16 protein-coding genes are annotated in these 26,674 nt (G+C 50.5%); 2 read left to right on the forward strand and 14 right to left on the reverse strand.

The window, feature by feature from the left end:
• Window positions 1–105 precede the first annotated feature (105 nt).
• From ACXAH1_RS01690 to ACXAH1_RS01725, 8 genes are all read right to left on the reverse strand, one after another.
• Window positions 106–2,250, reverse strand: a complete 2,145-nt coding sequence (locus ACXAH1_RS01690; RefSeq protein WP_475193267.1) for a TonB-dependent receptor — start codon at window positions 2,248–2,250, stop codon at window positions 106–108.
• A 132-nt stretch (window positions 2,251–2,382) separates the two neighbouring features.
• Entirely contained in the window at window positions 2,383–2,844 is a 462-nt protein-coding gene (locus tag ACXAH1_RS01695; protein ID WP_475193268.1) for a GNAT family N-acetyltransferase, read from the reverse strand.
• A 172-nt stretch (window positions 2,845–3,016) separates the two neighbouring features.
• Entirely contained in the window at window positions 3,017–4,417 is a 1,401-nt protein-coding gene (locus tag ACXAH1_RS01700) for a hypothetical protein (protein ID WP_475193270.1), read from the reverse strand.
• A gap of 325 nt (window positions 4,418–4,742) precedes the next feature.
• Entirely contained in the window at window positions 4,743–5,609 is an 867-nt protein-coding gene (locus ACXAH1_RS01705; protein WP_475193271.1) for a formyltransferase family protein, read from the reverse strand.
• 138 nt (window positions 5,610–5,747) lie between these two features.
• Window positions 5,748–10,151 (reverse strand): type I polyketide synthase, encoded by a 4,404-nt coding sequence (locus ACXAH1_RS01710; protein WP_475193273.1) that lies wholly within the window; start codon window positions 10,149–10,151, stop codon window positions 5,748–5,750.
• A gap of 2 nt (window positions 10,152–10,153) precedes the next feature.
• Window positions 10,154–15,385, reverse strand: coding sequence for an amino acid adenylation domain-containing protein (locus tag ACXAH1_RS01715; RefSeq protein ID WP_475193275.1), 5,232 nt, complete (start codon window positions 15,383–15,385; stop codon window positions 10,154–10,156).
• Between the two features lie 114 nt (window positions 15,386–15,499).
• The gene (locus ACXAH1_RS01720) at window positions 15,500–15,703 is read right to left on the reverse strand and encodes an MbtH family protein (protein WP_054014962.1); all 204 of its coding nucleotides are present in this window, start codon (window positions 15,701–15,703) and stop codon (window positions 15,500–15,502) included.
• A 55-nt stretch (window positions 15,704–15,758) separates the two neighbouring features.
• Window positions 15,759–18,149: a penicillin acylase family protein gene (locus tag ACXAH1_RS01725; protein ID WP_475193277.1), complete on the reverse strand. Its 2,391-nt coding sequence runs from the start codon at window positions 18,147–18,149 to the stop codon at window positions 15,759–15,761.
• 359 nt (window positions 18,150–18,508) lie between these two features.
• On the opposite strand from ACXAH1_RS01725, the gene ACXAH1_RS01730 reads away from it, so the two are divergent.
• Window positions 18,509–19,033 carry an RNA polymerase sigma factor gene (locus ACXAH1_RS01730; protein WP_054014964.1) on the forward strand — a complete coding sequence of 175 codons (525 nt, stop codon included), beginning with the start codon at window positions 18,509–18,511 and terminating at the stop codon, window positions 19,031–19,033.
• Here the strand turns inward: ACXAH1_RS01730 and ACXAH1_RS01735 are convergent.
• Window positions 19,030–19,488 (reverse strand): tellurite resistance TerB family protein, encoded by a 459-nt coding sequence (locus ACXAH1_RS01735; protein ID WP_290444385.1) that lies wholly within the window; start codon window positions 19,486–19,488, stop codon window positions 19,030–19,032. The two genes, ACXAH1_RS01730 and ACXAH1_RS01735, sit on opposite strands and share 4 nt — an antisense overlap.
• Window positions 19,489–19,547: 59 nt before the next feature.
• Between ACXAH1_RS01735 and ACXAH1_RS01740 the strand changes: the two genes are divergently transcribed.
• Complete coding sequence (locus ACXAH1_RS01740) at window positions 19,548–19,946, forward strand: hypothetical protein (protein ID WP_475193279.1); 399 nt, start codon at window positions 19,548–19,550, stop codon at window positions 19,944–19,946.
• 50 nt (window positions 19,947–19,996) lie between these two features.
• Here ACXAH1_RS01740 and ACXAH1_RS01745 read toward each other — a convergent pair whose 3' ends face one another.
• The 5 genes from ACXAH1_RS01745 to leuA form a co-directional block, all read right to left on the reverse strand.
• Window positions 19,997–20,584, reverse strand: coding sequence for a hypothetical protein (locus tag ACXAH1_RS01745; protein WP_475193280.1), 588 nt, complete (start codon window positions 20,582–20,584; stop codon window positions 19,997–19,999).
• Window positions 20,585–20,665: 81 nt separating this feature from the next.
• Window positions 20,666–21,265: a 3-isopropylmalate dehydratase small subunit gene (leuD, locus tag ACXAH1_RS01750; protein WP_253050274.1), complete on the reverse strand. Its 600-nt coding sequence runs from the start codon at window positions 21,263–21,265 to the stop codon at window positions 20,666–20,668.
• The gene (leuC, locus tag ACXAH1_RS01755) at window positions 21,262–22,665 is read right to left on the reverse strand and encodes a 3-isopropylmalate dehydratase large subunit (RefSeq protein WP_475193282.1); all 1,404 of its coding nucleotides are present in this window, start codon (window positions 22,663–22,665) and stop codon (window positions 21,262–21,264) included. The genes leuD and leuC overlap by 4 nt, the downstream gene beginning before the upstream one ends.
• Before the next feature lie 32 nt (window positions 22,666–22,697).
• Entirely contained in the window at window positions 22,698–23,774 is a 1,077-nt protein-coding gene (gene leuB, locus ACXAH1_RS01760; RefSeq protein WP_475193284.1) for a 3-isopropylmalate dehydrogenase, read from the reverse strand.
• The gene (gene leuA, locus ACXAH1_RS01765; RefSeq protein ID WP_475193285.1) at window positions 23,771–25,318 is read right to left on the reverse strand and encodes a 2-isopropylmalate synthase; all 1,548 of its coding nucleotides are present in this window, start codon (window positions 25,316–25,318) and stop codon (window positions 23,771–23,773) included. The genes leuB and leuA overlap by 4 nt, the downstream gene beginning before the upstream one ends.
• Window positions 25,319–26,674: the final 1,356 nt, after the last annotated feature.

A 26,674-nucleotide genomic window follows, 5' to 3' on the forward strand; every position in this document is an offset into this window, starting at 1 on the left:
AAATCCAGCTTCGCGGGTAAAAAATGTGACTTTGAGCTAGGTACCTGAGTGGGCTGTACAGGGAGAGAAAAATGCCCGCTTACGCGGGCATGATAGGCTTACAAATTAAAAGGTGTAGCTGAACGAGATACCCATGTTTCTTGGGTCCGTGTAGTCACCGTAGATAAATATGTCTGAGCCGGTTACCCGACCTGCACTGATCAAGCTGTCATGATCGAAGGCATTGTTTACATAAGCATCGATACGCCAGTTTTCCTCAACATAGGCGGCAGAGAAATGAAACTCGGCGTAGTCGCCTGCCAGGTGCTCAGCTTTTTCACCCAGCTTGCTGTAATACTCACCCACATAGTTGCTACGCGCCGTTAGTTGGAACTTATCTGTGGCCCAGAATTCCAGCCCTAATCCAGCCGTGATATCGGCCGCCATTGGCAGCGCTTTGTCACGTACTGTTGGGTTTTCAGCATTCGCTTCGTCAACCGTGCTGTCCATCCAGCCAAAGCTTGCTGACAAGGTCAGATCTGGGTTGATGGCATAGCGCGCTTCAGTTTCAAAGCCGGCGCTTTTTACTTTCGCCAGGTTAATGATGCTAAAGTCATTCGGGTTACCCGTTGGGCCGGTACCGTAATACTGGTAATCCTCGAAGTCATTGTAAAACACGTTTACCGCGAAGTTTAAATCACCGTCCATAAGCGTAGAGCGCAAGCCGACTTCGAAAGTATCGACATACTCAGGCTCAAAAGTGTAATTGCTCATGCTAAACCAGTGGAAGTCACCGCCGCCCGAGCTGTACCCTTTGCGGAAGCTGGCGTTGACTGTGATGTTATCGTTTAAATCGTGCAGATAGGCCAGTTTTGGCAGGTAAATGCGATTATCAACATCGGTGACAAATTCGATATTAGGCATACCAAATCGCTTCGCCATTTCAGCGCCATCGAAGAATCGATACTGCTCTTCGTCCTCGATACGGCCACCAAGGACCACACGGCCCTGATCGCTCACCTTGATGGTTGCCTCACCATAGATTGCCTGGTTTTCACTGTCATCAGTCCCTTTGTAGTAACCTTCACGGAAGAAAGTCTGGTCGCGATCATTCATGTACAAACCCAGATAACCACTGACAGTCTCATTACCCGCAAAGCTCACCTTCGCATCATAGGTTTTGCCACTGTCATTCATGATGACATACCAGGGCTCAGGATACTGTCTGAACTCATAACGGTAGTCGGTATCTGACAACATGATTTCAAGGTTAATCGCGTCATTTATCTCATAGCGGGTGCGTAACGACCAACGGTCATATTCTGTGTCTTTATCACGCGCATACGAGCCTGCGACTGGACCCGCGGGTGTTGGTACCACCTGATAAGACACAACACGGTCTGATAACTGCGGACCAATTTTGGTATTTTCCGGATCATTGCCATTTAATACCGGTCCCTGGAAGCCCCAATGACGCTCACCGGTTTCTTCACTGCGTGAGTAATGAAGCAGCATATCCAGGCCACTGAGTGCAGCGGGTTGCCATTTTAGCTTGATGTCCATGCGGGTATCTTCAAGCTCTTTTGGATTAAATGGATACACCACCAAAGGAGAGGTGCCTTTATATTCCATGTACGACTCACCTTCGTTACGCTGAACGGTGGCGCGCAGTGCAAGCTGATCTTCCAGCAGTGGCACAGAGACCATGCCCGACAGTTCCGTGTTTTCGTTCAGGTCTGAATAGCCAATGCGGGTTGCAGCTTCAAAATCAGTCAGTGAGGGCTCTTTGGTCTTGATGTAAACAATACCACCAATGCTGTTGCGGCCACTGTTTGACGATTGTGGGCCACGCAGTACTTCGATTTGCTCAACGTCCCACAGGCCAAAATCGCCGCTTAGCTTAGCAACAAACGGGTCTGAAACACCGTCACGCATAACAGACACACGCGGTTTAGCACCCGATGAAAATGAACTAAAGCCCTGTGATACACCTTCACCTTGCAAGCCACGGATCGTCGGCAGACTATCCGTAAATACAACGTTTGCAATGCCTGATAAGGCATCCAGCAGGGAATTAACCTGACCACTTTTTAGTTGCTCTTGATCAATAACGGCAATAGACGACGTGGTGTCTTTTAGTGAACGTTGGGTGTTTTCACCATACACCACTATCTGTTCAATCGACTTCAGGTCTTCTTTACTATCGTCTGCCATGACGGCATTGGAAACGGCGAGTGCGAGCGGCAGTAAGCTGTATTTGAGTGGGTTCATTGTTTCATCCTAGTTGTATTTATGACACCCAGACGAACTCCCCCCGCACAAATTTAGTACGAATTATAATAATTATCAAAAAGATAACTTCAGCTGCATTTACTGGTAAATTTGCTACTCAACTGTTTACTTTTAAGGCATGGGTTGGTGCAATTTCATCTCCAGCAAACAAGGTCTGAATCCTGCTTTTTCATAGGCTCGAATAGCGGCTGCATTGTCGCTGTAGACGTCTAAATAAAAATCATACACTGACTGATGATTACACCAATCCATCAACTTTGTCATGATCTGCTGATTGAACCCTTTGCCACGATGCTCCGGATGCACGTACATAAAGCCCAGATAGCCATGTTGTGCATGGTCAAGTTGCGCCTTGGAGTGGCGGATTTGGGCATAGCCTGTTGCGATGATGCTGCCATCAATTGTGCCAACAATAAGGTAACTATGCTCATCATTCAGTAGGGCTGGTAAATCATAGTAGTGTGCATTGTCTGCTTTAATGGCAGCGTTGAAAGGACGCTCAGCCTCAATGACGGCTTGTTCCAGTTGTTCAAGGCGTGGAATATCTTCGGGAGTAGCAACTCGTATCTGCATCAAAGTACCTGTTGGTGTTAATTAAAAATGGGACTCTACTGTCTCACAATCAGGGAACAGGATGCAAAAGTGCGGCACAGCACGACTGAACCTGAATAAGAAAAAAGCCACCTGGTTTTACCCGAGATGGCTTACTAACACTACAAAAATGGTTAAGCTCGATCTGCTTTGCTTAGTCGTCGTGATTGTGCCCCTCTTCACGCTTGGCAATACCTAGCCACACGAGTTTATTCGGAATCACATCCAGTTCGATGGTCTGCACCAACTCACCAGTCTCCAGATCGTACTTTTTAATTTGTTTCGCTATTGGATCAGTTACAAACACAGCCTCTTCGGCATATGAGGGCGCCAGTGAAAAACCATGATCTTCAGGCATGTTTACTAAATCTGCATCAGTAATCGTCACTTCATGCGCCACTTCCCAATGGTGTTCACCCTGATGTTCGCCGTTTTGTTCTGCTTCGTGCTCGTGCCCTGACAGAATGCTCAGCTTACCCGCACTGTCGAGTGTCACTATGTGCTCACCATCATGACTAAAGCCAAAATAGCTCAGGCGATGATTGTCAGTGACCTGCCACTCCAGCGCTTCCAGCTCCCTATCTTCCGGGTGCAACATAAACAACTGATTACTCGCACTGACTATGAACTGCTCCTGCTCATGATGCCCTTTTAATGCACCAACACGCATGCCCTCTGCAAAGCTTTCTGGGTTAGCCACTTTAGTTGCACTAAACGACTCACCCTGTTGCGTGACAATGGCCACACCATCACCACACCCAAATGCAATGGTGGTGTCATTTTGCGCACTGCCGTGCAGCGCAGGACAGGTCACATTAAACACCTGCTCCTGATCGAAATGGTCATCATGTGCATGGTACAAAGCAATTTGTGAAGGCAAGATAGAGTCGCTCTCGCTGTCACGTAACGTGCTGATCAGATATTCGCCTCTTGCCTGGGCTGCTCCATGCATGTGCGTGCTGTAATTCAGCTTAACGACCTGACTGCTCTCACCGCTGATCTGCGCTTCACCAAACATAGCGACAGACGCCGTTTGCTGAGTGTCTGCATCGCCATCAGAAAAGACGGCAATCCCGCCTTCACTCACGGTAACATGGGTCGGCTTAGTTGATGTCAGCTGCAAAGACACATTACCAGGGGCATCTTCATGATTGTGAAAGTGGTCGCCATGGGCTTCTCTGTAGAGGCCGCTGTCGACAAACTCCACCATGCCTTGCTCACGCTGGACCAAAATGGCATAGCGATGGTTTTCAGACCCATAGGCATATTGTGGTGCATACGTCAGGCCCACTGATCCAATCAGGCTTTGCTCTGCTGCAGAGTAAATATTGACAACGTTGCTCTCGCTACTGGTGACCAGCAAGCGACCCGCGACCTCTTTGATGTCTTCGTCATGGTCGTGCGCCTCTTCACCCGCTTTGTTTTCGTCTTCCGTTACCGATTCATCAGAAGACACAGCCTGTTGCGTTTTGGTTACCTGATGGTCTGTACCACCACAAGCCGACAACAAGATTGCAGATACAGCTGCAGCCAATACTTTTGCTCTGAAAATCATCAATACCACTCTACAGTTAATACGTTATATTGTAACAATATAAACATGTTATAATATCACAAATTCAAACGCAAGAGCCGAACTCTGTAAAGTGTGTTTTTCAGACAAATTGCAGGTGAAGGGAAGGAAAGGCAATGGGCACATCCCATTACCTTGTTATACCAATTTGTTTAATTAAGTGTTCTATTTTGAGGCGAGAAAATAGGGTCGATAACGAGGCAAAAATTTTGCTATTTAGTTGTTCTAAATGAGAAATTTTTAACGCCGTTAGCGTCATATTTGCTCCTTCAAATTGAACAGGTATTAAGTGAAATTGGTATTACTATCAGGCAGGCTCAGCGTCAACTACTACAGACTTGGGTAAGCGTTGCTCTGCCAGTAACTTCAGGCCATTGATCATGGCGGGGAAAAGGCTCTGCTGAAAGTTGTTCCAGCGCATCTCGATAATGGTATCGTCCGGATTAATATGGGTATCCATCACATCGGTGATCACCGGGCCTGAATCGATCCCCTGATCAATATAGTGGAAGGAAGCCCCTGTTTTATCTATCACCGGCACACTTACGGTTTCTCTCGTCGCCCAATTAATGACTTTCTGACCACGTGCCCCGTAAAGCGCATCCAAAGTCGCGGTCGCACCGCGACGCTGATAAGGAGAGTCAGCGCGCGTGATCCCCGGGTGAATATTCACTATTTTATTGTGGTATTTGCTGTGTGCACTGGCTAAGTCGTCCAGGATCAGGATGAGTCCATCCAGTAAAACAACATCGGCCTGTAGTGCATCCAGCTGCGCTTCCAGACGTGCCTCAAACTCTTTTTTCCCTGCCACCCGCTCAGGTGAGTTCAGCGGTGTTTTGCGATAGCTCGATGGAATATTCTGCAGTAGCTCATCCACCGGCTGACCCTGAATGTTAAGTGACTCCGGGTAGATCCAGGGACCTTTTGAGGTTCCTCGCTCCAGGCCATAGTCTTGCAGCTTGCGCTGATCAGGTCCATGACTCAGATCATCATCGAAAATAACGGCTTTCAGAGCGTACTGCTGACCCAAAGAGGTTGTATTAAGTTGCTCCACCAGATGCTCAAGGGGAGACATCATGTAGCGCTGCTCCCCTTTGTACTCAACCATACGTCCGGCCTGATCGGCCGCCGCATTGCGTAGCGAGCAGATATATATCAAGTTCAGTGTTTTCATCATTTATCCAGATTATTATTTATCTTCGCACTGTACATCGGTTGCACAGTGCATCTGTAAGACGCTCGCTATCGGTGTTTTTTTAACGCAAAAACGGCCTCACCAGGAGACCGTCATAAGATATCTGACCAAACTGAATTATTGCTGTAGCTGAGCCACCAGCTGTTCTTCGATCATATATGCCAGGTTATCTATGGTCGGATCTTCGAAAAAGGCGGCAGGTTCCAGCTCAACACTGAACATTTGCTTGGCCTTCGCCAGCATCTGAATGGCCACCAGAGAATCACCACCCAACTCCAGCAAGCTGTCAAAAATACCGATTTCGTCAAAGCCCAGATACTCAGCCCACAAAGCAGCCAGTTTATGTTCCAGTTCACTTTCCGGTGCTTCGAATTCGACCGCCAGCTCCGGGCGAGCATGACCTTTTGGCTTGTTTAAGCGCGTGAGAATAGCCTGCTCGGTGGCGCGTGTTGCACTGACAAGTTGTGTCCACTCAGTGCTGACGCAGTACACCTGCGGCTGTGCAACACCGATGGCTTTATCGAACAACTGACAAGCTGCACCTGGCGTCAGACCCAGCCCATCTGCCAACTCAATATTGGCAGCCATACCGGTACTTTGCCACGCATCCCAGTTCAGTACTTTCACTGCAAAAGGATGTGACTGCTGCGCGACGGCGTCCAGATAACTGTTTGCTGCACAATAATCACTCTGAGCCATGGCGCCGAGTACGGAAGCCAAAGAAGAGCACAGCACCATAGTATCCAGCTCAGACTCTGCGAACAAGGTCAGCAGGTTTTGCGTTCCCTGTACTTTCGCAGCTGTACTCTGCAGGACTTGCTCTGCGCTTTGCTGAGTAACCAACCCACCGCCTGGCAGACCGGCAGCATGTATCACCTGAGATATAGAAGAAAGTGGGATTGATGCCGCGTCGAACGCCGCACGCATAGCCGCTAAATCGGTCACATCGGCATTGAGTACTAGCAGCTGCGGGCACTGGGCATGAATGTCGAGTAGTTGCTGATAACGCGCACGCTGCTGTGGGGTTTGCTGCTCATCTTCCGCCAGCTGCGCCCACTGTGCACTGTCAGCTAAGGACTGACGAGTCTGTAAGACTAAACTATGGCCCTGTTGCGCCAGGTGTTTTGCCAGTGCCAGACCTACGCCACCTAACCCACCGGTGATCAAGGTGCGTTTCGGCTTTGTTGTCGCTTTCACTGTGTCTACTTGGTTGCGCACAGCGCACTGGAACTGGGTAAATCGTTGTGTGCCACGATAGGCGATTTCACCACGGGCATGGGCTAAATCTTCCCGCAGTGCGGCAATCAGTGCAGGAGTCGGACTGGCTACCATCGTCTCGGTGAGTGCCAACACCTGACAACCTTGCTGTGCCTCTTCCAGCGGTGCCACACGTGTTAACCCAAGTACTGAGGCCTTGGCCGGATTGACGGTATCATCACCTAACACGTTAAAGAGATCGCTTGCCAGTACACTGAGTGGACGTCCGCCCAGAGACAGCAGCCACTGCAACACGGGCAGCAGTAAGTTGTATCCCAGTGTGTTTGACGAAAGCGCTGCCGTCAGACGTGTATCAATGACCTGTTCGAACGACCCAATGGCCTCACCAAGTTGCGCCAACTGCTCGGTCGACCCCAAATCAAGTCGGTAAGCTTGTTCGTTGATGCGGCTAAAGGTCTCCCCCTGCCAAACCTGAGTGACCTTTACCCCAGCCTGATTCAAGGCCTCACTCAGCTGACTGACCAGTGGTGTATCCACCGCGATCAGCAGCAGATGTTTATCCAGTAAATCACGGTGAGTATGCGCAAGCTCAACCACTTGTTGCCATTGTGGCACATACAGCTGAGGCTCGGTATTCAGTGCATTGTCTGCTGAGAATGCGACGGCCTCTGATGGCTTGGGCTCAACCCAAAACTCGGTATCAGCAAACACATAGTCAGGCAAAATATTCGCCTGACCGTGCGGACGCACTGTTACCTGTGACCAGTCGATGGCACACCCTAGTTGCCAAAGCTTGCCAAGGGTTTTAGCAAATGGCGGTAACGGCGCTTTGAGATCGCGCGCATGAGACACCGAATGCAGTGCAACCACACTGTCGCCCAAAGTTTGTCTGGCAAGCTTTTGCAAAGTATCCCCGGGTCCGGCTTCGATGAGCACATCACATCGCTCAGCCAGCGCACTGACACCGCTCACAAAATTAACGGGCTGGCGGATATGATCTAACCAGTACTGAGCCGAACAAGCCTGCTCTGCTGTGATCCAGGTGCCTGTCACATTCGACACAAACGGCGTGTGTGGCGCCTGAAGTGGAGAGGTGCTCAACACCTGTTCTAATGTATCCGCAAACTCAGGCAATACAGCTTCAGTCAGATGGCTGTGGAAGGCATGAGAGACGTGAAGTCGGGTGGTCGCAATACCCGCCGCTTTGAGCTTGCCCTGGAGTGATTTTATTGCCTCGCGGGTACCAGCGACAACCGTATTGGTCGGGCTATTCAGCGCGGCAATATCCAGCTCCTCATTCAGGTAAGGCGCAACCACCTTGCCATCAGCCATGACCGACAACATGCTGCCAGGTGCCATGCTCTGCAAGACCTCTCCACGCGCAGTCACCAGGCGTGTTGCCACCTCCGGGGTCATCACACCCGCCAGGCAGGCCGCAGCATATTCCCCTATGCTGTGTCCAAGCATCGCCGTGATGCGAACACCGTGTGCTTGATAGGCTTTCGCAGTTGCATAAGCCACCACAAACAAAGCAGGCTGAGTGATCCGAGTTTGATTGAGCAATTGATTGGCCGTCAGGATCTCATTGTCTGCAGGGCTAAATACACTGTTCAGCTGGGCTCTTAACGCGTCCGGGAAGTGTGCCATCACCTCGTCAAATGCCACCTTAAATGCAGGCACATCACGCAATAAAGGCTGAGCCATAGTGACATACTGAGAGCCCTGCCCTGAAAACATGATAGCCACTCGCGGCGCCGTCGCTTTGTCACCTTGCGGTTCACGTAGTAACTGAGCAATTGCCTGCTCAGCACTGTCAGCCACACACGCATAGCGTACAGCCAGAGCACTGCGCTTGTGTTGCAGCTGAGCCGCAAGCTGGGCAAATTGCTCTGGGGTACGCTGCAGCGCATCGGCCAGCGCTTGCGTCTGACGCATCAAGGCGGCCTGACTGCTGGCACTCAGCGGTAACACTTGCCACGGCGTTGATGCACTTACTTCACTTGTCTGCTGGTGCGTATACTCCTGCAAAATCACATGGGCATTGGTGCCCCCCATGCCCAATGAGCTGACCGCAGCGCGCCGCGGCCCATTGCTTTGCCAGGGCTTAAGTGTATCGTTGACGTAAAATGGGCTGTTCGCAAAATCAATTTTGCTGTTCAGCGGCTGACTGTGCAAACTTGGCGGCAACTCCTGGTGGCGCAAGGCCTGAACCGCTTTGATAAGGCCAGTGATACCTGCGGCCGCATCAAGATGGCCCAGGTTGGTTTTAACAGAGCCAATAGCGCAGTACTGTTTTGTATCGCTGGCGTATGCCTGGCTCAGTGCAGCGATTTCAATCGGGTCGCCCAACTCAGTACCCGTGCCATGTGCTTCGATATAACCAACGCTGTGCGGTTCAATGTCTGCAAACTCCAAGGCCGCCATGATGGCATTGGCCTGTCCAGTCACACTGGGGGCGGTGTAACCCACTTTATCACGACCGTCGTTGTTGATTGCTGAGCCTTTGATCACAGCCAGAATGTGATCGCCCTCTTGCTGAGCTTCCGCCAAACGCTTGAGGACCACGGCCGCACTGCCGCTGCCTATCAGAATACCGTCAGCCTGCTCGCCAAACGCACTCAACTGACCCGACGGTGACAAGCTGCCACCCGCTGGCGCATGATAACCCTGATCCTGCGCCAAATTCAGCCATACTCCCCCGGCTAGGGCAGAGTCACACTCAAAATTCTGCAGGGCACGGCAAGCCATATGAACAGCAACCAAAGACGTAGAGCAAGCTGTTTGCACTGTGACAGCTGGCCCTTTCAGATCCAGTTCATAACTGACCCGGGTGGCTAGTGAGTCTTTGTCGTTACCATTGGTCAGCGCCAGTAAACTGGTGATATCACGTGACTGACCCTGTAATAAATTTTGCATCAGATAGGCAGGCACACCACACCCGGCATATACACCCGTTTGTTCTCCCAGTGGCAACCCGGCATGAGCCATTGCATGCCAGCAAGTTTGCAGAAAGTGGCGTTGCTGTGGATCCAGTTGCTCAGCCTCTTTCGGTGTATATCCAAAGAATTCGGCATCGAACTGCGCCAGTCGCTCAAACGGGACACCACGCTTGACATAATCCGGGTCCGTAAGGTCGGATTCGCTCACCCCGGCACGACGCAATGCCTCGTCGTCATAACTTTGTACCGCGCACTGCCCGGCGCGAATGTTGTGCCATAAGGCATCGACGTTATCCGCATCGGGGAAACGTCCCGCCATCCCTACGATGGCAATATCCAGTTCACTATACTCATGTTCTGACATGTTTATGATTCTCTTGCTTTTCGTTTGCGAGCGGCGACGGCACCCATGCCGCGACGCTGTTTGGCACCACTTTGGGTGCTGCTTGTTTGTGACGCAACCGTCCCGGACTGTTCCAGGTAGGCTGCCAGGCTGGCAATACTGGGATAGGCGAATAAATCGGTCAGCTGCAGCTGGCTAAACTGAGGTTTTAAGTCATCATACACAGCCATCAGTAATAGCGAGTGGCCACCCAGGTCGAAGAAATTGGCATTCAGATCAAGCTGTTCCGTTGCCAGATGTTTGCGCCACACCGTTTCCAGTGCCTGCTCAATGTCACTACTGGCCGTATTCGAGACAATAATGGGGGAAGCCTGAACCTTAGGCAGCTGTTGTCGCTCTAGTTTACCGCTGGCATTAATAGGCAGCTGTGGCAGTACCACAATATGTGACGGCACCATGTATTCTGGCAATTGCTCAGCTAAAGCACGCTTCAGTTTAGCCGCGTACTCTGCGTCATTGTGACGTTCACTTTGCACATAGGCGATCAGGCTCAGCGCCTGCGTTTGCTGCTGAGTGATCACAACGGCGGCACTTACATCGGGTAACTGCGTCAGACGCGTTTCAATCTCACCTAATTCAACTCTGAAACCCCGGATTTTTACTTGATGGTCGCTACGCCCATGGTAGTGCAGTGCACCTGCTTGCCAGCTAACCAGATCGCCACTTGCATACATGCGCCCTCCGTCATTGGTAAACGGATCAGCAATAAAGCGCGTCGCGGTCTGAGCGGCACGTTGCCAATATCCACGCGCCAACATCTCGCCGCCTATATACAGTTCGCCGACTTGCCCGTTCGCTACGGGCTGCAGGTTATGATCCAGTACGTACAAACGGCGTCCGCCCAGTGCATGCCCCAGCGGCACGGACTCTCCGGGAGTCAGTGGCCGGCAGTCATAAATCGCCGCTTCAACAACAATTTCTGTGGGCCCATAGGTATTGAGTAAGCGGACGTCACCCAGACCGGCTTGTCGCCAGTCCGATATCCCTTGTTCAGACATGGCCTCGCCACCGGAGTGAACCTGTCGCAGCCGCGGCAGTGACAATGGGGTTGTTGCAGCAATACGCGCCCAACTGGCGGCAATGCTGCGCCAATAGGCCGCACTCAAGTCCATGACCGAGATACCGTGACGCTGAGCTTGCTGATACAAAGTCTCTGCATCCCACAAACTATCACCTCGCAGCACCACAGTTGCACCCACCGTCCAGCTTGGGAACACTTGCTCTACAAAGGCATCAAAATTAATGGTGGCAAACTGCAACACAACGTCATCAGACGCTAAATTGATAAAATCAATCGCCGAGCCGATATAGCTCGCCAGCGCCTGATGCTCAATCGCCACGCCTTTGGCCTGGCCGGTCGAGCCTGAAGTGTAATTTAAGTACGCCAGTGAATGTGAATGATGAGACCACTCTGGCGACTGACTATGCTCGTGGTATTCGCTCAGTAAAGTGACCGGTGAAATCACCGGTACAGACAGCGCAAAGGGCGTGCTGTCACCCAGTACAGCAGCACAGCCACTGTCGTCTATCATATGGGTGAGTTTGGCTTGCGGGAAATTCGGGTCGAGTGGTAAGTAAGCGGCATTGGCTTTGAGGCAGGCCAGCACCGAGGCCAGCATCAGCGGCTTACGCGCCTGCATGATACCAACCACTTCACCTGAAAGGCCCTTGCCAACAAGACCATGGGCCAGTCGGTTCGCGGTCTGCTCCAGCCATGTATAACTGTAGTGCTGATCTTCAAAGATCACCGCGGTGTCATCGGGGTTTTGCTTGGCATATTCACTGATTGCACTCAGCCAGTTTCCAGCCTGTGCAACCACCTGCGGCCCCACTGCAGCATCCGACAGTGTCACCAACTCGGCCTGCAATGACCAGTTTCCTATGGCCAGCTCTGCCTGCTGTGGCAACTGGTTGAGTAACTGCTGATATGCATCACACAATCGGGCAATGGTCGATGTCTGATACAATGCCTGATTGTATTGTAGTTCGATAGTCAGCTGTCCCTGACCATCCAGTCGGGAATCAATACTGAGGTCAAACTGGGCCTGCTGCTGCAAAGACTGTGCGCTGGTCGTTATCGTACCCGCTAAGGCCAGCACATCTGTCACGTCCTGCTCCAGGTGGTTATACATCACCTGGAATAAAGGCGTCTGCCCTAAAGCTCTGTGCGGATTGAGTACTTCCACCAGCTTTTCAAACGGGTAGTCCTGATGACGCTGCGCCTCAAGTGCCGCAGTCTTACACGCTCTGAGCAACTGAACAAAACTTTGTTCCGGCGCAACTGCGCCACGGATCACCTGGGTATTGATAAAAAAGCCAACCAAATTGTGTAGCTGAGCCAGATTTCGGTTTGCTACTGCAACCCCGATCTGCGGCTGGCGTTTGCCACTGACACGGTAAAACAGTACCTGCAAACTGCTCAGTAATAACATAAACAGGCTCGCATTGTTGTCATGTGCCAGTTGTTGCAGCTTGTCGGTGTGTTTGTGGTCCAGTGTAAATTGCATCACGCCCAGTGGCGCAGTCAGATCTGCGCCTCGCGCTCGCTCTGGCGCGAACAGCTCTTCATCTCCCTGACCATCCAACCTTTGCTGCCAATAAGCCAGCTGAGTTGCAGCCTGCTCAGATCCCAGCCACTCTCCCTGCCACAGGGCAAAATCTCCGTAGTGAATGGCATCACTTTGAGTCTGCATACTCGGTGCGTTGGCACACAATGCATTGTACTGACGGGTGACCTCCGCCAGGATCAAATCAAAACTCCAGGCGTCGCTGGCAATGTGGTGCATAACCAGCACAAACCTATGATGCTGTTCAGAGTGCGAAATCAAAGCTGCGCGGAAGTTTTCACCCTTGTCCAGTGCGAAAGGTTGCTGCGAAATTTGTTGTTGTATTGTCTGAGCTTGCGCTGTTGGATCGGCGGCATTGCTAATATCGTGCTCTTGCCACTGCAATGGCTGCGCAGTGGTGCGTTGACGCCACTGACCCGTTGCATTTTTGAAGTACGCCTGACGCAGAGCCGGTTGTGATTCAAGCACTTTGGCACAGGCCTGTTTAAGCAGTTCAGGCTGAATACTCCCCTGCAACTCCAAAGTGGCACCAATATGATAGGCACTGCTTTGCGGTTCCAGTTGCCACAAGAACAACTGCCTTTGTTGCTGGGTACTCAGCGGATAATCGGCCAACTGTGACGCCACGAGCTGAATGCCAGGTGTTGCCTTTGCTTCTCTGACCAGCTGACAGAAATCTGCAAAACGGTGCGCCGCAAACAGACTGCTGGGTTCAAGCTGACAGTCCAGCTCATTTTGGATCAAGGCCAGCAGTTGAGCGGCTTTAATTGAACTGCCACCAAGCGCGAAGAAATCGGCATCATCATGATTTACCGGATAACGTAATACACTTTGCCAGTGCTGAGCCAATTGCTGCGTTAGCGCATCCCAGTGCGACATATCCGCACCTGACGAGGCGGTGTTGAGTGTTTGCAACTGAATGAGATTAAAATCACCATAACTGGCCAGTTCACCTGCATTACGCAATTTCAGGCAGGCGCTGCGCTGCAGCTTGCCACTGGAAGTTTTAGGCAGGCCGCCCTGATCTAACAACAAGATCAACTCTGGACAGGCACCGAACTGCTCGGTAATAAAGTCGCGAATAATCAATGCTGTTTGCTCAGCAGGTATGTCATTGCGATAGCTATTACTGGTTTCAATCGCCAGGCCAATTCCTTCGCCACTCTCTTTGCTGGGCACCGGGAAGGCAGAAACGCGCCCTTTGCGCACAAAACTTAGCTCGGCTTCAATGGCCCGTTCAATATCCTGAGGATAAACATTATGACCATTCATGATGATCAAATCTTTTTGTCGGCCAGAAATATAAAGCTGACCGTCAAAAACATAGCCGACATCACCGGTTTTTAACCACCGCCTACCTTCGCACTCAACAAACGTGTCCTGCGTCGCTTGCTCATTTTGCCAGTACCCCAAGGCAATGCTCGGCCCCGCAGCCCAAATTTCACCAATTTCTCCGTCAGCCAGTGCACGCTGCGATTGCGGGCAAGTGATCCGCACTGCATGTTCGCTGGCGGGCTTACCGCAGCCCACCTGATGGCTATAAGCGTCGGTATCACGGAGGTCTCTGGCCTCAACCTGATTCGCTTGCCCCTCTGCTAACCTCTGATTATCGAACGCACGGATGACCGCACCGCCGCCGGCTTCTGTACCAGTTACCATCAAGGTGCCCTCAGCCAACCCATAGCACGGGTAAATGGCAGACGCTTTCACGCCCTGAGGTGCAAAACGCTCTGCAAAATCCAGTAAGGTATCGTGGCGGATCGGCTCGGCGCCGGAGAAAGCGACACGCCAGCTGCTTAAGTCGAGCCCTTCCAGTTGTTTTTCACGCACACGCTCAAGACAAAGACGATATGAGAAGTCTGGCCCCCCGGAGATAGTACCTCCATACTCGCTGATCAGCTGCAACCAACGCGCCGGGCGTTCCATAAAATAGCGTGGCGAGCACAATACAAGGAGGTAACCGGTAAAGATAGGCTGTAATAACCCACCGATAAGTCCCATGTCATGAAAGAGCGGAAGCCAGCTCACCGAGACGTCTTTTTCGCTGGTTTGCATGCGTTCAGCAATGGCAACTTCATTGGCTAACAAGTTGCCATGACTGACCATCACCCCTTTAGGCTTAGCTGTTGAGCCAGACGTGTATTGTAAAAACGCAATTTCATCGCTAAGTGCCGGATGGCGCGGCGCTGGTGGCGCATCCCCCGTCAACTCATCAACCACCTGTACCACCACTTCGCTCAGAGACTCACACATAGCTGAAACCGTATCAGCAAAGCGGCTGGTCGTCAGAACCAGTGTTGCACTGGCATCTTCTGCAATACCCACTGTCCGGGCAATATGTTGTGCTTTGGTCGACTCGGGTGGAAAACTCGGAATGGCAGTCACACCCAGATACTGGCAGGCAAGAAAACTGGTGACATACTCGATACCTGTGTCCATTAAGATCAGTGCTCTGTCACCTGCATTTACATGCGCCTGAAGGTGGCCCGCAAGCCATACACTCTGCTCATAAAGAGCCAGATAGCTCCAGCGGGTATGGGCTTTTTTATCCACACAAACTAATGCTGTTTGCTGAGGTTTTTGCTCAGCATGGCGGGCAAGCTGATCCATTATCGTCGTGGCGGTCATGGGATACTCCGTAAAACATACAGACAGGGAGGCAGGGGCATACAATCCCCTGTATTAGCCAGGTGCGCATCACTATGAGTACCTCAATACCCATCACAATACGCGAAAGAAGAGTTACTGTTCCATTGCCTGGCGAAGGCTGAGTGGACGCATATCGGTCCAGTGTTCATTGATGTAGGCCAGACAGGTCTCTTTATCACCTTCCACACCCACGTCTTTCCAGCCACCCGGAACGCTTTTATAGCTTGGCCAGAGTGAATATTGCTCTTCGTGGTTGACCAATACCTTGAAGGTGCCATTTTCATTGTCAAAGCTCATCATATTCTCCAAAAATCAGACTGTCGGCATAGTGACGCGCGACAGCCTGGGTTTTTTAGTCTTTTTTCACAATCAGTTTGGTACTGCTGATGGCACTGAGCGCAATTTGCCAGGGGTAAAATGGCAAGGTGATCAGACCGCCTTGCTGGGCATAGCGCCGGCTACTGTCACTGAAGTGCACTGAGTCACGGTTAGCGCTTTGAGAATGGAGTAACAAGCCTTTGGCCACAGGTCCCCAGTAATCAAAGCCCACCACCATCATCCAGCTGGAGCCATAATTAACCTCATAACCGTCACGGGTTAATTCAGACCACAATGGCCGACCGTCAACTATGCTGGTCAGTGGCGCACGAGCGGGCTTGGCAAAGCTGGTGAGATCCATGCCATTAGCCGGGGCAAACATGTTAAATCCACCGCTGCTGTGATCAGGACCAGGCCAGGCCATCCGTTCGCTTCCTTTGCGCAGGTATTGGATCTCGCCGTAAGGCGCATCCAGTGCGAATCCATAATGTTGTAAATTGACACCAGCACGCAGCAGCTTCTCAAGAATAATGCGCTCACTTTTCAGGGTGTGTGGCGTGGTGGTTGGCTGAGTTGCATCGAATGGCACAACAAAGTCCTGGCTCGTGTCCAGCTCTCTAAAAAACTCTCGGGCAAGGTGGGCGGCTTTAGAATCCAGGTTAAATTGGCCATCCCACTGTGCAAATGCCGCACAGATAGGGTCCACCTGAGCGCTGACTTGCTCACTTAACACCAGAGTTTGACCGGCATAGTGTTGGCACAGGCCGCCAACCACCGCTCGTTGATTAGCGTAATAACTGCCATTGCCCAGTATGACTTTTTCCAGTTCAGACAGGTCGAAACGACCATCCCGGCCACGCTGCGTATTAAGCAGCTCATGTGCATATCGGCTGCGCTCTGATTGCTTTGCATCTACCTTGCCAAATAAGGGAGACACATCCCGGATGGGTTGCTCCGGATTGGTTAACCAGAATGAGTCATTGGAGTTTTGTACATAATCGCGACGCCTGAGAGAAGGAGACTTATCTAAGTCGATGGCACCATTAAATATCATATCACTGCGATCACCAGGCAATACAACCTGGCCCGTCGACGCAAACACCGCGGCTGTATATGGATCGGTGCGCAGCCATTCCAATGCCACAGGTGACAAGTCTGGCACGTTAGAGTCATCGGTATAAAACGTGTCTCCCAATCTGTCAGCAGCGAGTGTATTGTTAAAGGATAACCCGTTGTAACGTGCTGACGCTGCTGCTAGTTCATCTATTGACGCAGCCTTATTGTAAGCGAGCCAGTGATCTATGGCTTCAAAGTTCTCCAGATTTACATCACGGACTGCAAAGGCAACACTCCCTTGCCAGGGGAAGTTTTGTGTGTCCTCCAAAAGAAAACCAAAATGGGTTGCGTAAGCAGTGTGCTCGTGTGTATCGATCCCACCAGCGGTTTTGACCGGGATCTGAATCTGACGGGTTTGTAGATCGCGCCACTGTCCTTCGTACTGATAACGAAGCGGGTTATTCGGGTCCATCGTCAAGCGGTAAAATACGTGGTGCAAGGCACTGGAAAAGGTGTGCGTCCAGGCCAAATTGCGGTTGAAGCCAATGTTCACAACGCCGGGCACACCAACGACAGACGCGCCCATAACATCCAACTCTCCCGAGACCGTTGCATGATGTGTCCAGAAACGAGAGTTACCATGAAACGGAAAATGCGGGTTGGCCAGAACCATGCCTCGCCCGTTGGCTGTAACCGTCTGGCCCAGTGCCCAGCCATTGGAACCTTGAGTAATATCGCCGACAGACTCTGACACTACATCAACCCCACTCAGACTGTCAGACTGAGGTGGTGCAGCTTGAATCAGCATTGGTAACATACGTCCTAAACTGCCCTGTACGCTCATCAGCATTAGACTAGAGACAACGTCATGTGCAGTGATGGGTTTAACCCAGGGCTGATCCCGGCATGCCTGATCCAGTGTTTCACGACCTGCTGCGACTTCGCTCAGAAAGTGGTTATACCCAGCCGCAAAACCTTCCGCCAGCGCTTTACTGTTGTCCGACATCTGATCGTAATGCTGTGCGACGCGTCCAGGCAAATCCAGGATCCGATACCCAATATCTGAGTATAAATAGTAATTATCCTGGCCCCGGCGGTGTGCCCCCAGGTATTTCGCCCGCTCCCCTCGCTGACGCAGATAACCGTCGGCCAGTATGCAGGCATGATCCTGCGCCTGCGCAAAGGCATTACCATATCCAAGTCCGTACAAAGTATCTGCTTTTACGTGTGCTATACCCAGATGCGTGCGAGTGATCCTAACAGATTCCTGGGCGTTAAAATGTGCTGGTGTGGAGGCTGCTTGTTGAGCAGCAACAGCGCTCCCCATACAGATTGATAAACCAGCCATACTCAACTTAAAAAAGTTCATATTAATCCTTTTGGTTATTAATTACACAGCAGCATATGAAGATAGAGCTCGTCATATGCTCTCCTTGTAGACGTCATAAAAGATTAAAAAAAACAGGGCAGGCAACCAAATAGTGTTAGGCTCGGAGATCATTGCCATGGCAATTATTTAATATTCAAACACAAACGTAATCGCTATCTCCTAATCAATCCACTGAGTACCCAACCCGCCAGCCCCCTGCTGAACACACTTTCGCAATATTTGCTGCAACAACCAGAAACACACTTGACTTGTGAATACAAAATATAAATAATGCACAACTGATAACTATTATCATTCGTTATAACGGATCTAAATCAAATACATCAGGAGAAATTACCGTGCCGCAGTCGCAAGAAAAGTGGTCAAATGTCATTGCAGAAAACGAAGCCAAGCTACTCGCTTATCTGAATAATATTCTGCGTTGCCCCTATCTCGCTGAGGATGCGTTACAAGACACCTTTATTCGCCTGTCTGGCATGTCAGCCTGTCAAAACTGCCAGGTTAAAAACTCCAAGAGCTTTTGCTATCAGGTTGCACGAAACATTGCTATCGATATGCTGCGTAAGCAGAGTCGGGAAAGTCTGGTTGATATGGAGTCCGTACACGGCGAACACTTTGATGATGAAGATTCCAACATTGAGACACGCTTCATTGACGAGCAAATGTCAGAGAAGGTAAACCACACCATCGCTAAGCTCTCAACACGTCACCAAAATGTGGTGAGCTTTTACCGAGATGGTCGGTTAAAGCAAAAAGAAATTGCTCAGATGTATTGTATTTCCCCAACCCTGGTTAACTTTCTGATTAAGGAAGCTATTCAGTCTTGCAAAACCGAGTTGGGGACGGCGCAGCTTACCCACTAGTCAGCAAGCTTGAGTTGCTGGCGAGCGGTGAGTTTTGCCGAGATAAAATCGGCATGTGCAACATAGAGCAGACCCGCAATTTTCCTGACCATATGTTCTTCATGCGGGTCCAGGCGACCATCGGCATAAGCAACCAGCCAAAGTAGTTCTATCACTTCGATACGCTCAAGCTCACCAGTATGGTCATTCACGACTCGTACAAAGCGATGTAAATCTATGGCTTCATTCACCATTTCAATCGCCTGATCGCGGATCAGTTCACTGGCCTGTGTGGAAATCCCACTGTGCTGGGTCAGTAACCGCGCTATCATATGGCACTCATCAGCATGAACTTCACCGTCTGCACGCATAATTTCAACCATCAGCGCTGCCAATGCAGTGGTAAAATCGGGAGCCTGATCAGAATCGGGTTGCTCAGCCAGGGTATTAATGAACTTTCTCAATTGCGCAAACAAGTGCACCTCCTAAATATGTTACACTTCAAGCAAGACGATAATGGATTAGCAGGTTTTGTATGCCACACTTCTGTTTTAAGACAACTCGGGCACTCAAACAACAACGGCGCTTACCTCTTCTGGCCGCATTCTCTTTACTGGTCAGTGCCTGCAGTAGCCACACACCTCCGCCCAATGGCGTAGTCGAAAAGCTTTACGACTTCGATCACAAAGTGCACTACGAACAAACTAAGTATAATGACGACCACTACTATTTACAGATAAAATCGGATAGTTATCAGCACTTTTTGCAACAAAGTGTGTTTTTACTAAGACACAGCCAACGTTTGTGTCAGGGTCAGTTACCACAACTGGTGGTGATCGAGGGCATTCAGGGCTTTGATCGACTACCCACCTATCCCAGGCCGTATGAGCCTGACTTGCAAGTTGAAGTGCGGTGTGTGAAAACCCCGCAGTGATGCCACTTGCTTAGCTCAGTGCCTCGCACTGAGCCTGCAAGACCGCTGTGTTAATCCTGGTACCCCCAAGGTGCTTTGGGTGCCTTAACCGGTTTGGTCAGGTCAAAGTCTACCCGGAATTCACGCCCTTCTCTTACCATGCGATAGGTAAAACGCTCATCGTAAATATACATCTGCCAGGTATTGCCCATAGATTGCGGAATACCGCGCTTCGCAAACAACTCTTTTGAGTACTGATCTGCCGGGAAAGACTGTACGTTGTTGTAGCCCGCATCGACGGTGTGGCCACCATACATAGTTGAATCGTCATCACTGCCATCCTTATGACGATGGTCGTGCTTCAGGCTCAGACCGCTGCCTGTCTTGGTAATGATCCAAGTGCGCGAAGCATTTTGTCCAACATGAAACGGGATTTGCAGCTCCCGGTCGTTACAACGGCGCACATGCATAATCAAACGCGCCTCACTGAACGCACTGGGTCCCTGATTGTCGACCGTCACTTTGCCTTCATACGCTTTACCACAATGTTGCTTAATGTGGTCAAAAAACGCATCATGCGTGGGGATAGAGACTAACGGTGCCGGACGTGCCATGACTGTACCACTGACCAGCAAAGCAGCTGCATAAACAAGTTTCATATCTAGGTTCCTGGAAAATAATAAAGGCCGCAGCGTAATCCACTTAGCGGCCTTTGCCAATTAAATGCGGTGATCAAACAGCTACTGCCAGGGACGTGCAGCCTGAAGCTGTTGTTCAAACGACTCTATCTGGGCGTTCAATTGCTCAGTCTCACCAATAAAGTCCAGGCCACTGAGAAGCCGCGCTTTAATGTCCGGGCGAACATCAAATGTAATCGGGGCAAAGTACTCACTGCGCAATTGCTGCTGTGCTAAGTCAACTTCAATCTGAATATCTGCCTGGCGCTCACACAAGCCAAACAAGCTATCCAGCGTGCTCGCAGGCAAACTAATGCAAAGCATCTGATTATTGCCACAGTTGTTGAAAAAGATATCGGCAAAACTCTGTGCCAAAATCACAGTAAAACCATATTGTTTTAATGCCCATGGCGCGTGCTCCCGAGAGGAACCACAGCCAAAGTTATCTCGAGTCAACAAGATACTGGCACCCTGATATTGCGGCGCATTCAGAATAAAGCTCGGATCCGGCTCGCCCTGGTCTGTATAGCGCCAATCGAAAAAGAGCGCCTTATCAAACCCTTCTCTGCTGGTTGAGGTTAAAAATTGCTTTGGAATGATCTGATCCGTATCAACATTGTTTTTGTCCAGCGGCGCCAATAATCCGCGATGAAATACGCTCATACCTGCTCTCCTTGAATATCGGTAAAGTGACCTGCAATTGCAGCTGCTGCGGCCATCGCCGGACTAACTAAGTGAGTTCTGCCACCGCGCCCCTGACGTCCTTCAAAGTTTCGGTTGGAGGTCGAAGCACAGCGTTTACCCATCCCCAGACGATCGTCATTCATTGCCAGACACATGGAACACCCCGGCTCTCGCCACTCAAACCCAGCCGCCATGAAGATATCCGCCAGACCCTCTTGCTCAGCCTGCTGTTTTACCAAACCAGAACCTGGCACAATCAAAGCTTCAACACCGCTGGCCACCTGTTTACCCGCAACGACCTGAGCGGCGGCCCGCAAGTCCTCAATGCGGCTATTAGTACACGAGCCTATAAACACCGTATCTACTTTGGCATCCGTCAGTTTCTGGCCCGCGCGCAGACCCATGTAACGCAGTGCACTGCGCATAGCCTCGGCTTTAATTAAATCCGGTTCAGTTTCCGGATCGGGAATTGTCTCATCAATCCCTATCACTTGCTCAGGACTGGTGCCCCAGGTTACCTGTGGCTGGATCTCGTCAGCACTGATGATCACTTCACTGTCGAAGGCTGCATCAGGATCTGAATGCAAGGTTTGCCAATAGGCGACAGCCTGTTCAAAGTCTTTCCCCTGTGGCGCGAAAGGGCGGCCTTTCAGGTAATCGTAGGTGATCTGATCCGGGGCGATCAATCCAGCCTTGGCACCCATTTCAATGCTCATGTTACACAGAGTCATCCGTGCTTCCATCGACAAAGCTTCTATGGCTGTACCACAAAACTCCGCCACAAAGCCTGTGCCACCGGCCGTGCCCAGTTTGCCGATCACGGCCATGATCAGATCTTTGGACGTTACGGTTGGCCGTAGCTTGCCAGTGATCTCAATTTTCAGTGATCTGGCTTTCTTCTGCTGCAGCGTTTGAGTTGCCAGCACGTGCTCCACTTCAGAGGTGCCGATGCCATGGGCCAGTGCACCAAAAGCACCATGTGTTGAGGTGTGGCTGTCGCCACACACGATAGTCGTGCCTGGTAGAGTGATCCCTTGCTCAGGTCCCATCACATGTACTATGCCTTGATTCACTGAGTTCAGATCATAAAGTTCAATGCCGAACTCCTGACAGTTCTTTGCTAACGCCTGAAGCTGATTTTTGCTGACTTCACTCGCCGCATCGATGGAACGACTTTTGGTCGACACGTTGTGATCCATGGTCGCAAAGGTCTTATGTGGGCAGCGCACCGTGCGGTTCTTTTCACGCAGGCCAGCAAACGCCTGAGGCGAGGTGACTTCATGCACCAGGTGTCTGTCTATATACAGTAAATCGGTTTGTTCGTTAATACTGGCGACCACGTGCGCCTGCCAGATTTTGTCATATAATGTGTGTGCCACTTGCTACATCCTGTTGTTAATCTGAGATCAGGTTAAATTCGCTCAACAATTGCATGAGCGACGTCCAAAGTGGTATAGCCAGCTTCCGGGTAAATATCCGGTGTGCCCACGCCAGCGGCGACGGCTTCTGCCACGGCTTTTTCAATGCGTCTTGCTGCCTCATCCTGTGCCAATGAATAACGTAGCATCAGCGCTGCACTGAGGATCTGTGCGATTGGGTTGGCAATGCCTTTACCTGCGATATCAGGGGCAGAACCACCGGCTGGCTCATACAGACCAAAACCCGATTGATTAAGGCTCGCTGACGGCAGCAAACCCATAGAGCCGGTGATCATGGCGCATTCATCCGACAGGATATCGCCAAACAGGTTGTCACACAGCAGCACATCAAACTGCCCCGGCTGTTTAACCAGTTGCATCGCAGCGTTATCAATATAGATGTGATCCAGTTCTACATCCGGGTAGTCTTTACTTACCTCACATACGACTTCACGCCACAGCACGCTCGATGCCAGCACATTGGCTTTATCAACCGAGGTAACTCGATTACTGCGCAGCCTTGCCGCTTCAAACGCAAAACGTGCAATCCGTTCAATTTCTTGGCGACTGTAACGCTGAGTATCAAAAGCCGCTTCATCTGGCCCCGACCCTTCGCGGCCCTTCTCACCAAAATAGATACCGCCAGTTAGCTCGCGAACACACAAAATATCAAAGCCCTGCTGGCTGATGTCAGCCCGCAGCGGAGAGGCTGCACTTAGTGCTGGTAATAATTGAGCCGGGCGCAGATTGCAAAACAGCCCGAAGTGTTTTCTCAGCGGTAATAGAGAAGCGCGCTCAGGCTGCTCCTGAGGCGGTAAATGTTCCCACTTAGGCCCGCCGACTGAACCAAACAAAATCGCATCCGATGCTTCGCAGGCTGCCAATGTTGCTGGAGGCAACGCGACGCCATATTCATCAATGGCCGCACCACCGATAGCATGGTGTTGGCGCTGTAAGCTGATACCAAAGACTTCACTGACTTTATCGAGCACCAGCTCAGCGGCTGCCATGACCTCTGGTCCAATACCATCTCCGGCTAATACGGCTATCTGAAAATTTGATTGACTCATCCTGCTTTCCTTTGTTGTTTCAAACTCGAGACCTTGGCGGCTCGGTGAATTAAGTTATAAACGTGGATCATGGCGTGCACTGAGGCTTCTACAACATCCGCAGCCAGTCCGGTACCGTGGTATTGACGGCCATCATATTTGGCTATCATATCGACCTGACCCAGAGAGCTTGCCCCCTGACCGGTTGCATCCAGGTTGTATTCAACGATATCAATGGCCTTACCGGTGATCCGCTCAAGTGCCAGAAATGCTGCTTCTACCGGGCCATTTCCCGTGGCTGCTTCCTGCTTTAGTTGCTCACCCATTGCAATCCCAACGGTTGCGCTGGCAATAGACTGAGAATTCGACGACGCATTCACAAATTGCAGCTGGTAAAAACTGTCTTTATCTGTAATTTGATTAAAGTGGATCATTGCTTCAAGGTCGTAGTCATATACTGTGCCTTTCTGATCAGCCAATGCCAAAAAGCTCTCATAGAGTGAGTCCATATCATAATCAGATTTCTGATAGCCTAGCTCGCTCAGACGATGCTCAATAACATGGCGACCGGAGCGTGAAGTCATATTCAACTGGTTATTTGGCACGCCAACGGTTTCCGGAGACATAATTTCATAGGTATTTTGCGCCTTTAATACACCATCCTGGTGGATGCCAGAGCTGTGAGCAAAGGCGTTTTCTCCCACGATAGCTTTATTGGGCTGAACCGGCATATTGCAGATCTTGGCAACCTGACGTGATGCCCGATATATTTCTTCGCTGCGAATATCACACCCTACTTCTAAGTGGTCTTCTCTCATTTTCAGGATCATGGCTGCTTCTTCTAATGAGCAGTTACCGGCACGCTCACCAATGCCATTGATGGTACACTCAATCTGTCTGGCACCAGCTTGAACAGCCGCTATCGAGTTTGCCACGGCCAAGCCTAGATCATTATGGCAATGTACACTGAGTCGTGCTTTATCGATATTTGGCACATTGTTTCGGATATGGTGGATCATTGCTGCATATTCATCAGGTGTTACATAGCCCACTGTATCAGGCAGGTTTATGGTGCTGGCTCCGGCGTCGATGGCTCGCTCAACAACGCGACACAAATCATCAAACGGGGTTCGACTGGCGTCCTCACAGGAGAACTCCACATCATCGGTATAGTTGCGCGCCAGCTTGATAGATTTCACCGCCATCTCGGTTGCATCTTCCAGGGACATTCTCAGCTTATGCTCAAGATGCAATGGGCTAGTCGCAATAAAGGTGTGAATACGCCGCTTCTCCGCGGGTCTCAGGGCTTCTCCACAGGCTTCAATGTCTTTGCTGACAGCCCGAGCCAAACCGCAAATGCTCGGACCGCTTATTTCTCTGGCAATGCGCTGTACCGCACGAAAGTCCGCCGGGCTTGACACCGGGAACCCAACTTCCATCACATCAACATTTAAACGACTAATGGTATGCGCGAGTAGAATTTTATCTTCTTCAGTCAGGCTGGCCTTAAGCGCCTGCTCTCCATCTCTTAATGTTGTGTCGAATATCCAAACCTTGTCTTGCATACCTGATGTCCTCGTTTAAGCATAAAAAAACCCCGCACAATGTGCGGGGTTTATCGTGTTGCTGCCCTTACGCGCAACTACGCCCCGCTCTTACAGCTAAGCAGCAAGAGGTTAAGCGATAGTGACAACGTAATAATTTGCATGTGGGCATTGGTCCTGTTGATGAATTGCCTATGTTTTAACATGGTCGAAAACATCAGATCAAGCATATTTATTTCACAAAAGCCGATTTATAGCGCGACATGAAGGAGCTTTAATTCACATTGAATGACAATATAGGTATTTTAATCCCTAAAGTGTGAAGTCATTAGAAATTGAACGCATGAGAGATTGAAACTAAGGTGATTTAAATTTATTGAAAATAGGGGCAATTATTTTGTTTATCTCCGTAAAGGCACTGAGTTTGCAGTGCTTGCGGCTTGTTTGAACAGCAACTCATGCCATATCCGACTCCACTCTTGCTTTGTCGTTGTTCTGAGATTGAACCTGGCCCGACTCGTTAGTGTGTTTGGTAAGGAGCCAATGCCATGCACTTGGTGTGGCCTGTTTATAGGTCCCACATCGAGTGCGGGATGACGGTAGTGTAGACCTGTTTGAATGGAGAAATGTCGGCATTATCAACTAAAAAATCTTTAAGCTAAAACGCACATAGCAAAAAAGCCTAACTCGTTCGATTCGAGCTTTTCTTGTTTGAAGTCTGACAATGATTGTCGAATTTCAGTGCAACTCATACTAACGGTGTGGCCTGTTCGAAGATCCCGCATCAAGTGCGGGAAGACGATAGTATGGATTTGTATGAATGGAGAAATACATGACACTTCGTCAGAAATCGCTCTATACATCATGAAAGCAAGCAGTATGTTTGAGCCGGCGTATTTACTGCACGTAAAGTGTGACTTTCCTGCAGCGGCTCCAGGCTTACCCAGCTCTACCACACCTCCAACAACAACTCCATTGTCATCCCGCACGCGATGCGGGATCCATTTAAACCTGTTTTTCAGTACTGAGTAGGTTTGTTTCGGTGTATTCGTCATACGTACGGAGTGGTCTGTTGGTAGATCCCGCATCAAGTACGGGATGACGACAGTGTAGGCCCGTTTGAATGGAGAAATGTCGGCGCTCTCAACTAAAAAACCTTTAAGCTAAGACCCAAACGCAAAAAAGCCCAACTCTTTCGAATCGGGTTTTGATGTACAAGGAGGTACGAATGTCGATGATATTCATGGATGAATGTCTTTCGTCGACCTCTTATTAGGAGCTTGGCAATGTCCTACTTTCACATGGGTGAATTGCGACCGAAGCACCGCTTCGCAGCGCAATGAACGCGAGGCATGGACGCCGAGCCGGGAGCCCTCC

The sequence above is a fragment of the Pseudoalteromonas sp. AWH4_217 genome (assembly GCF_056161105.1).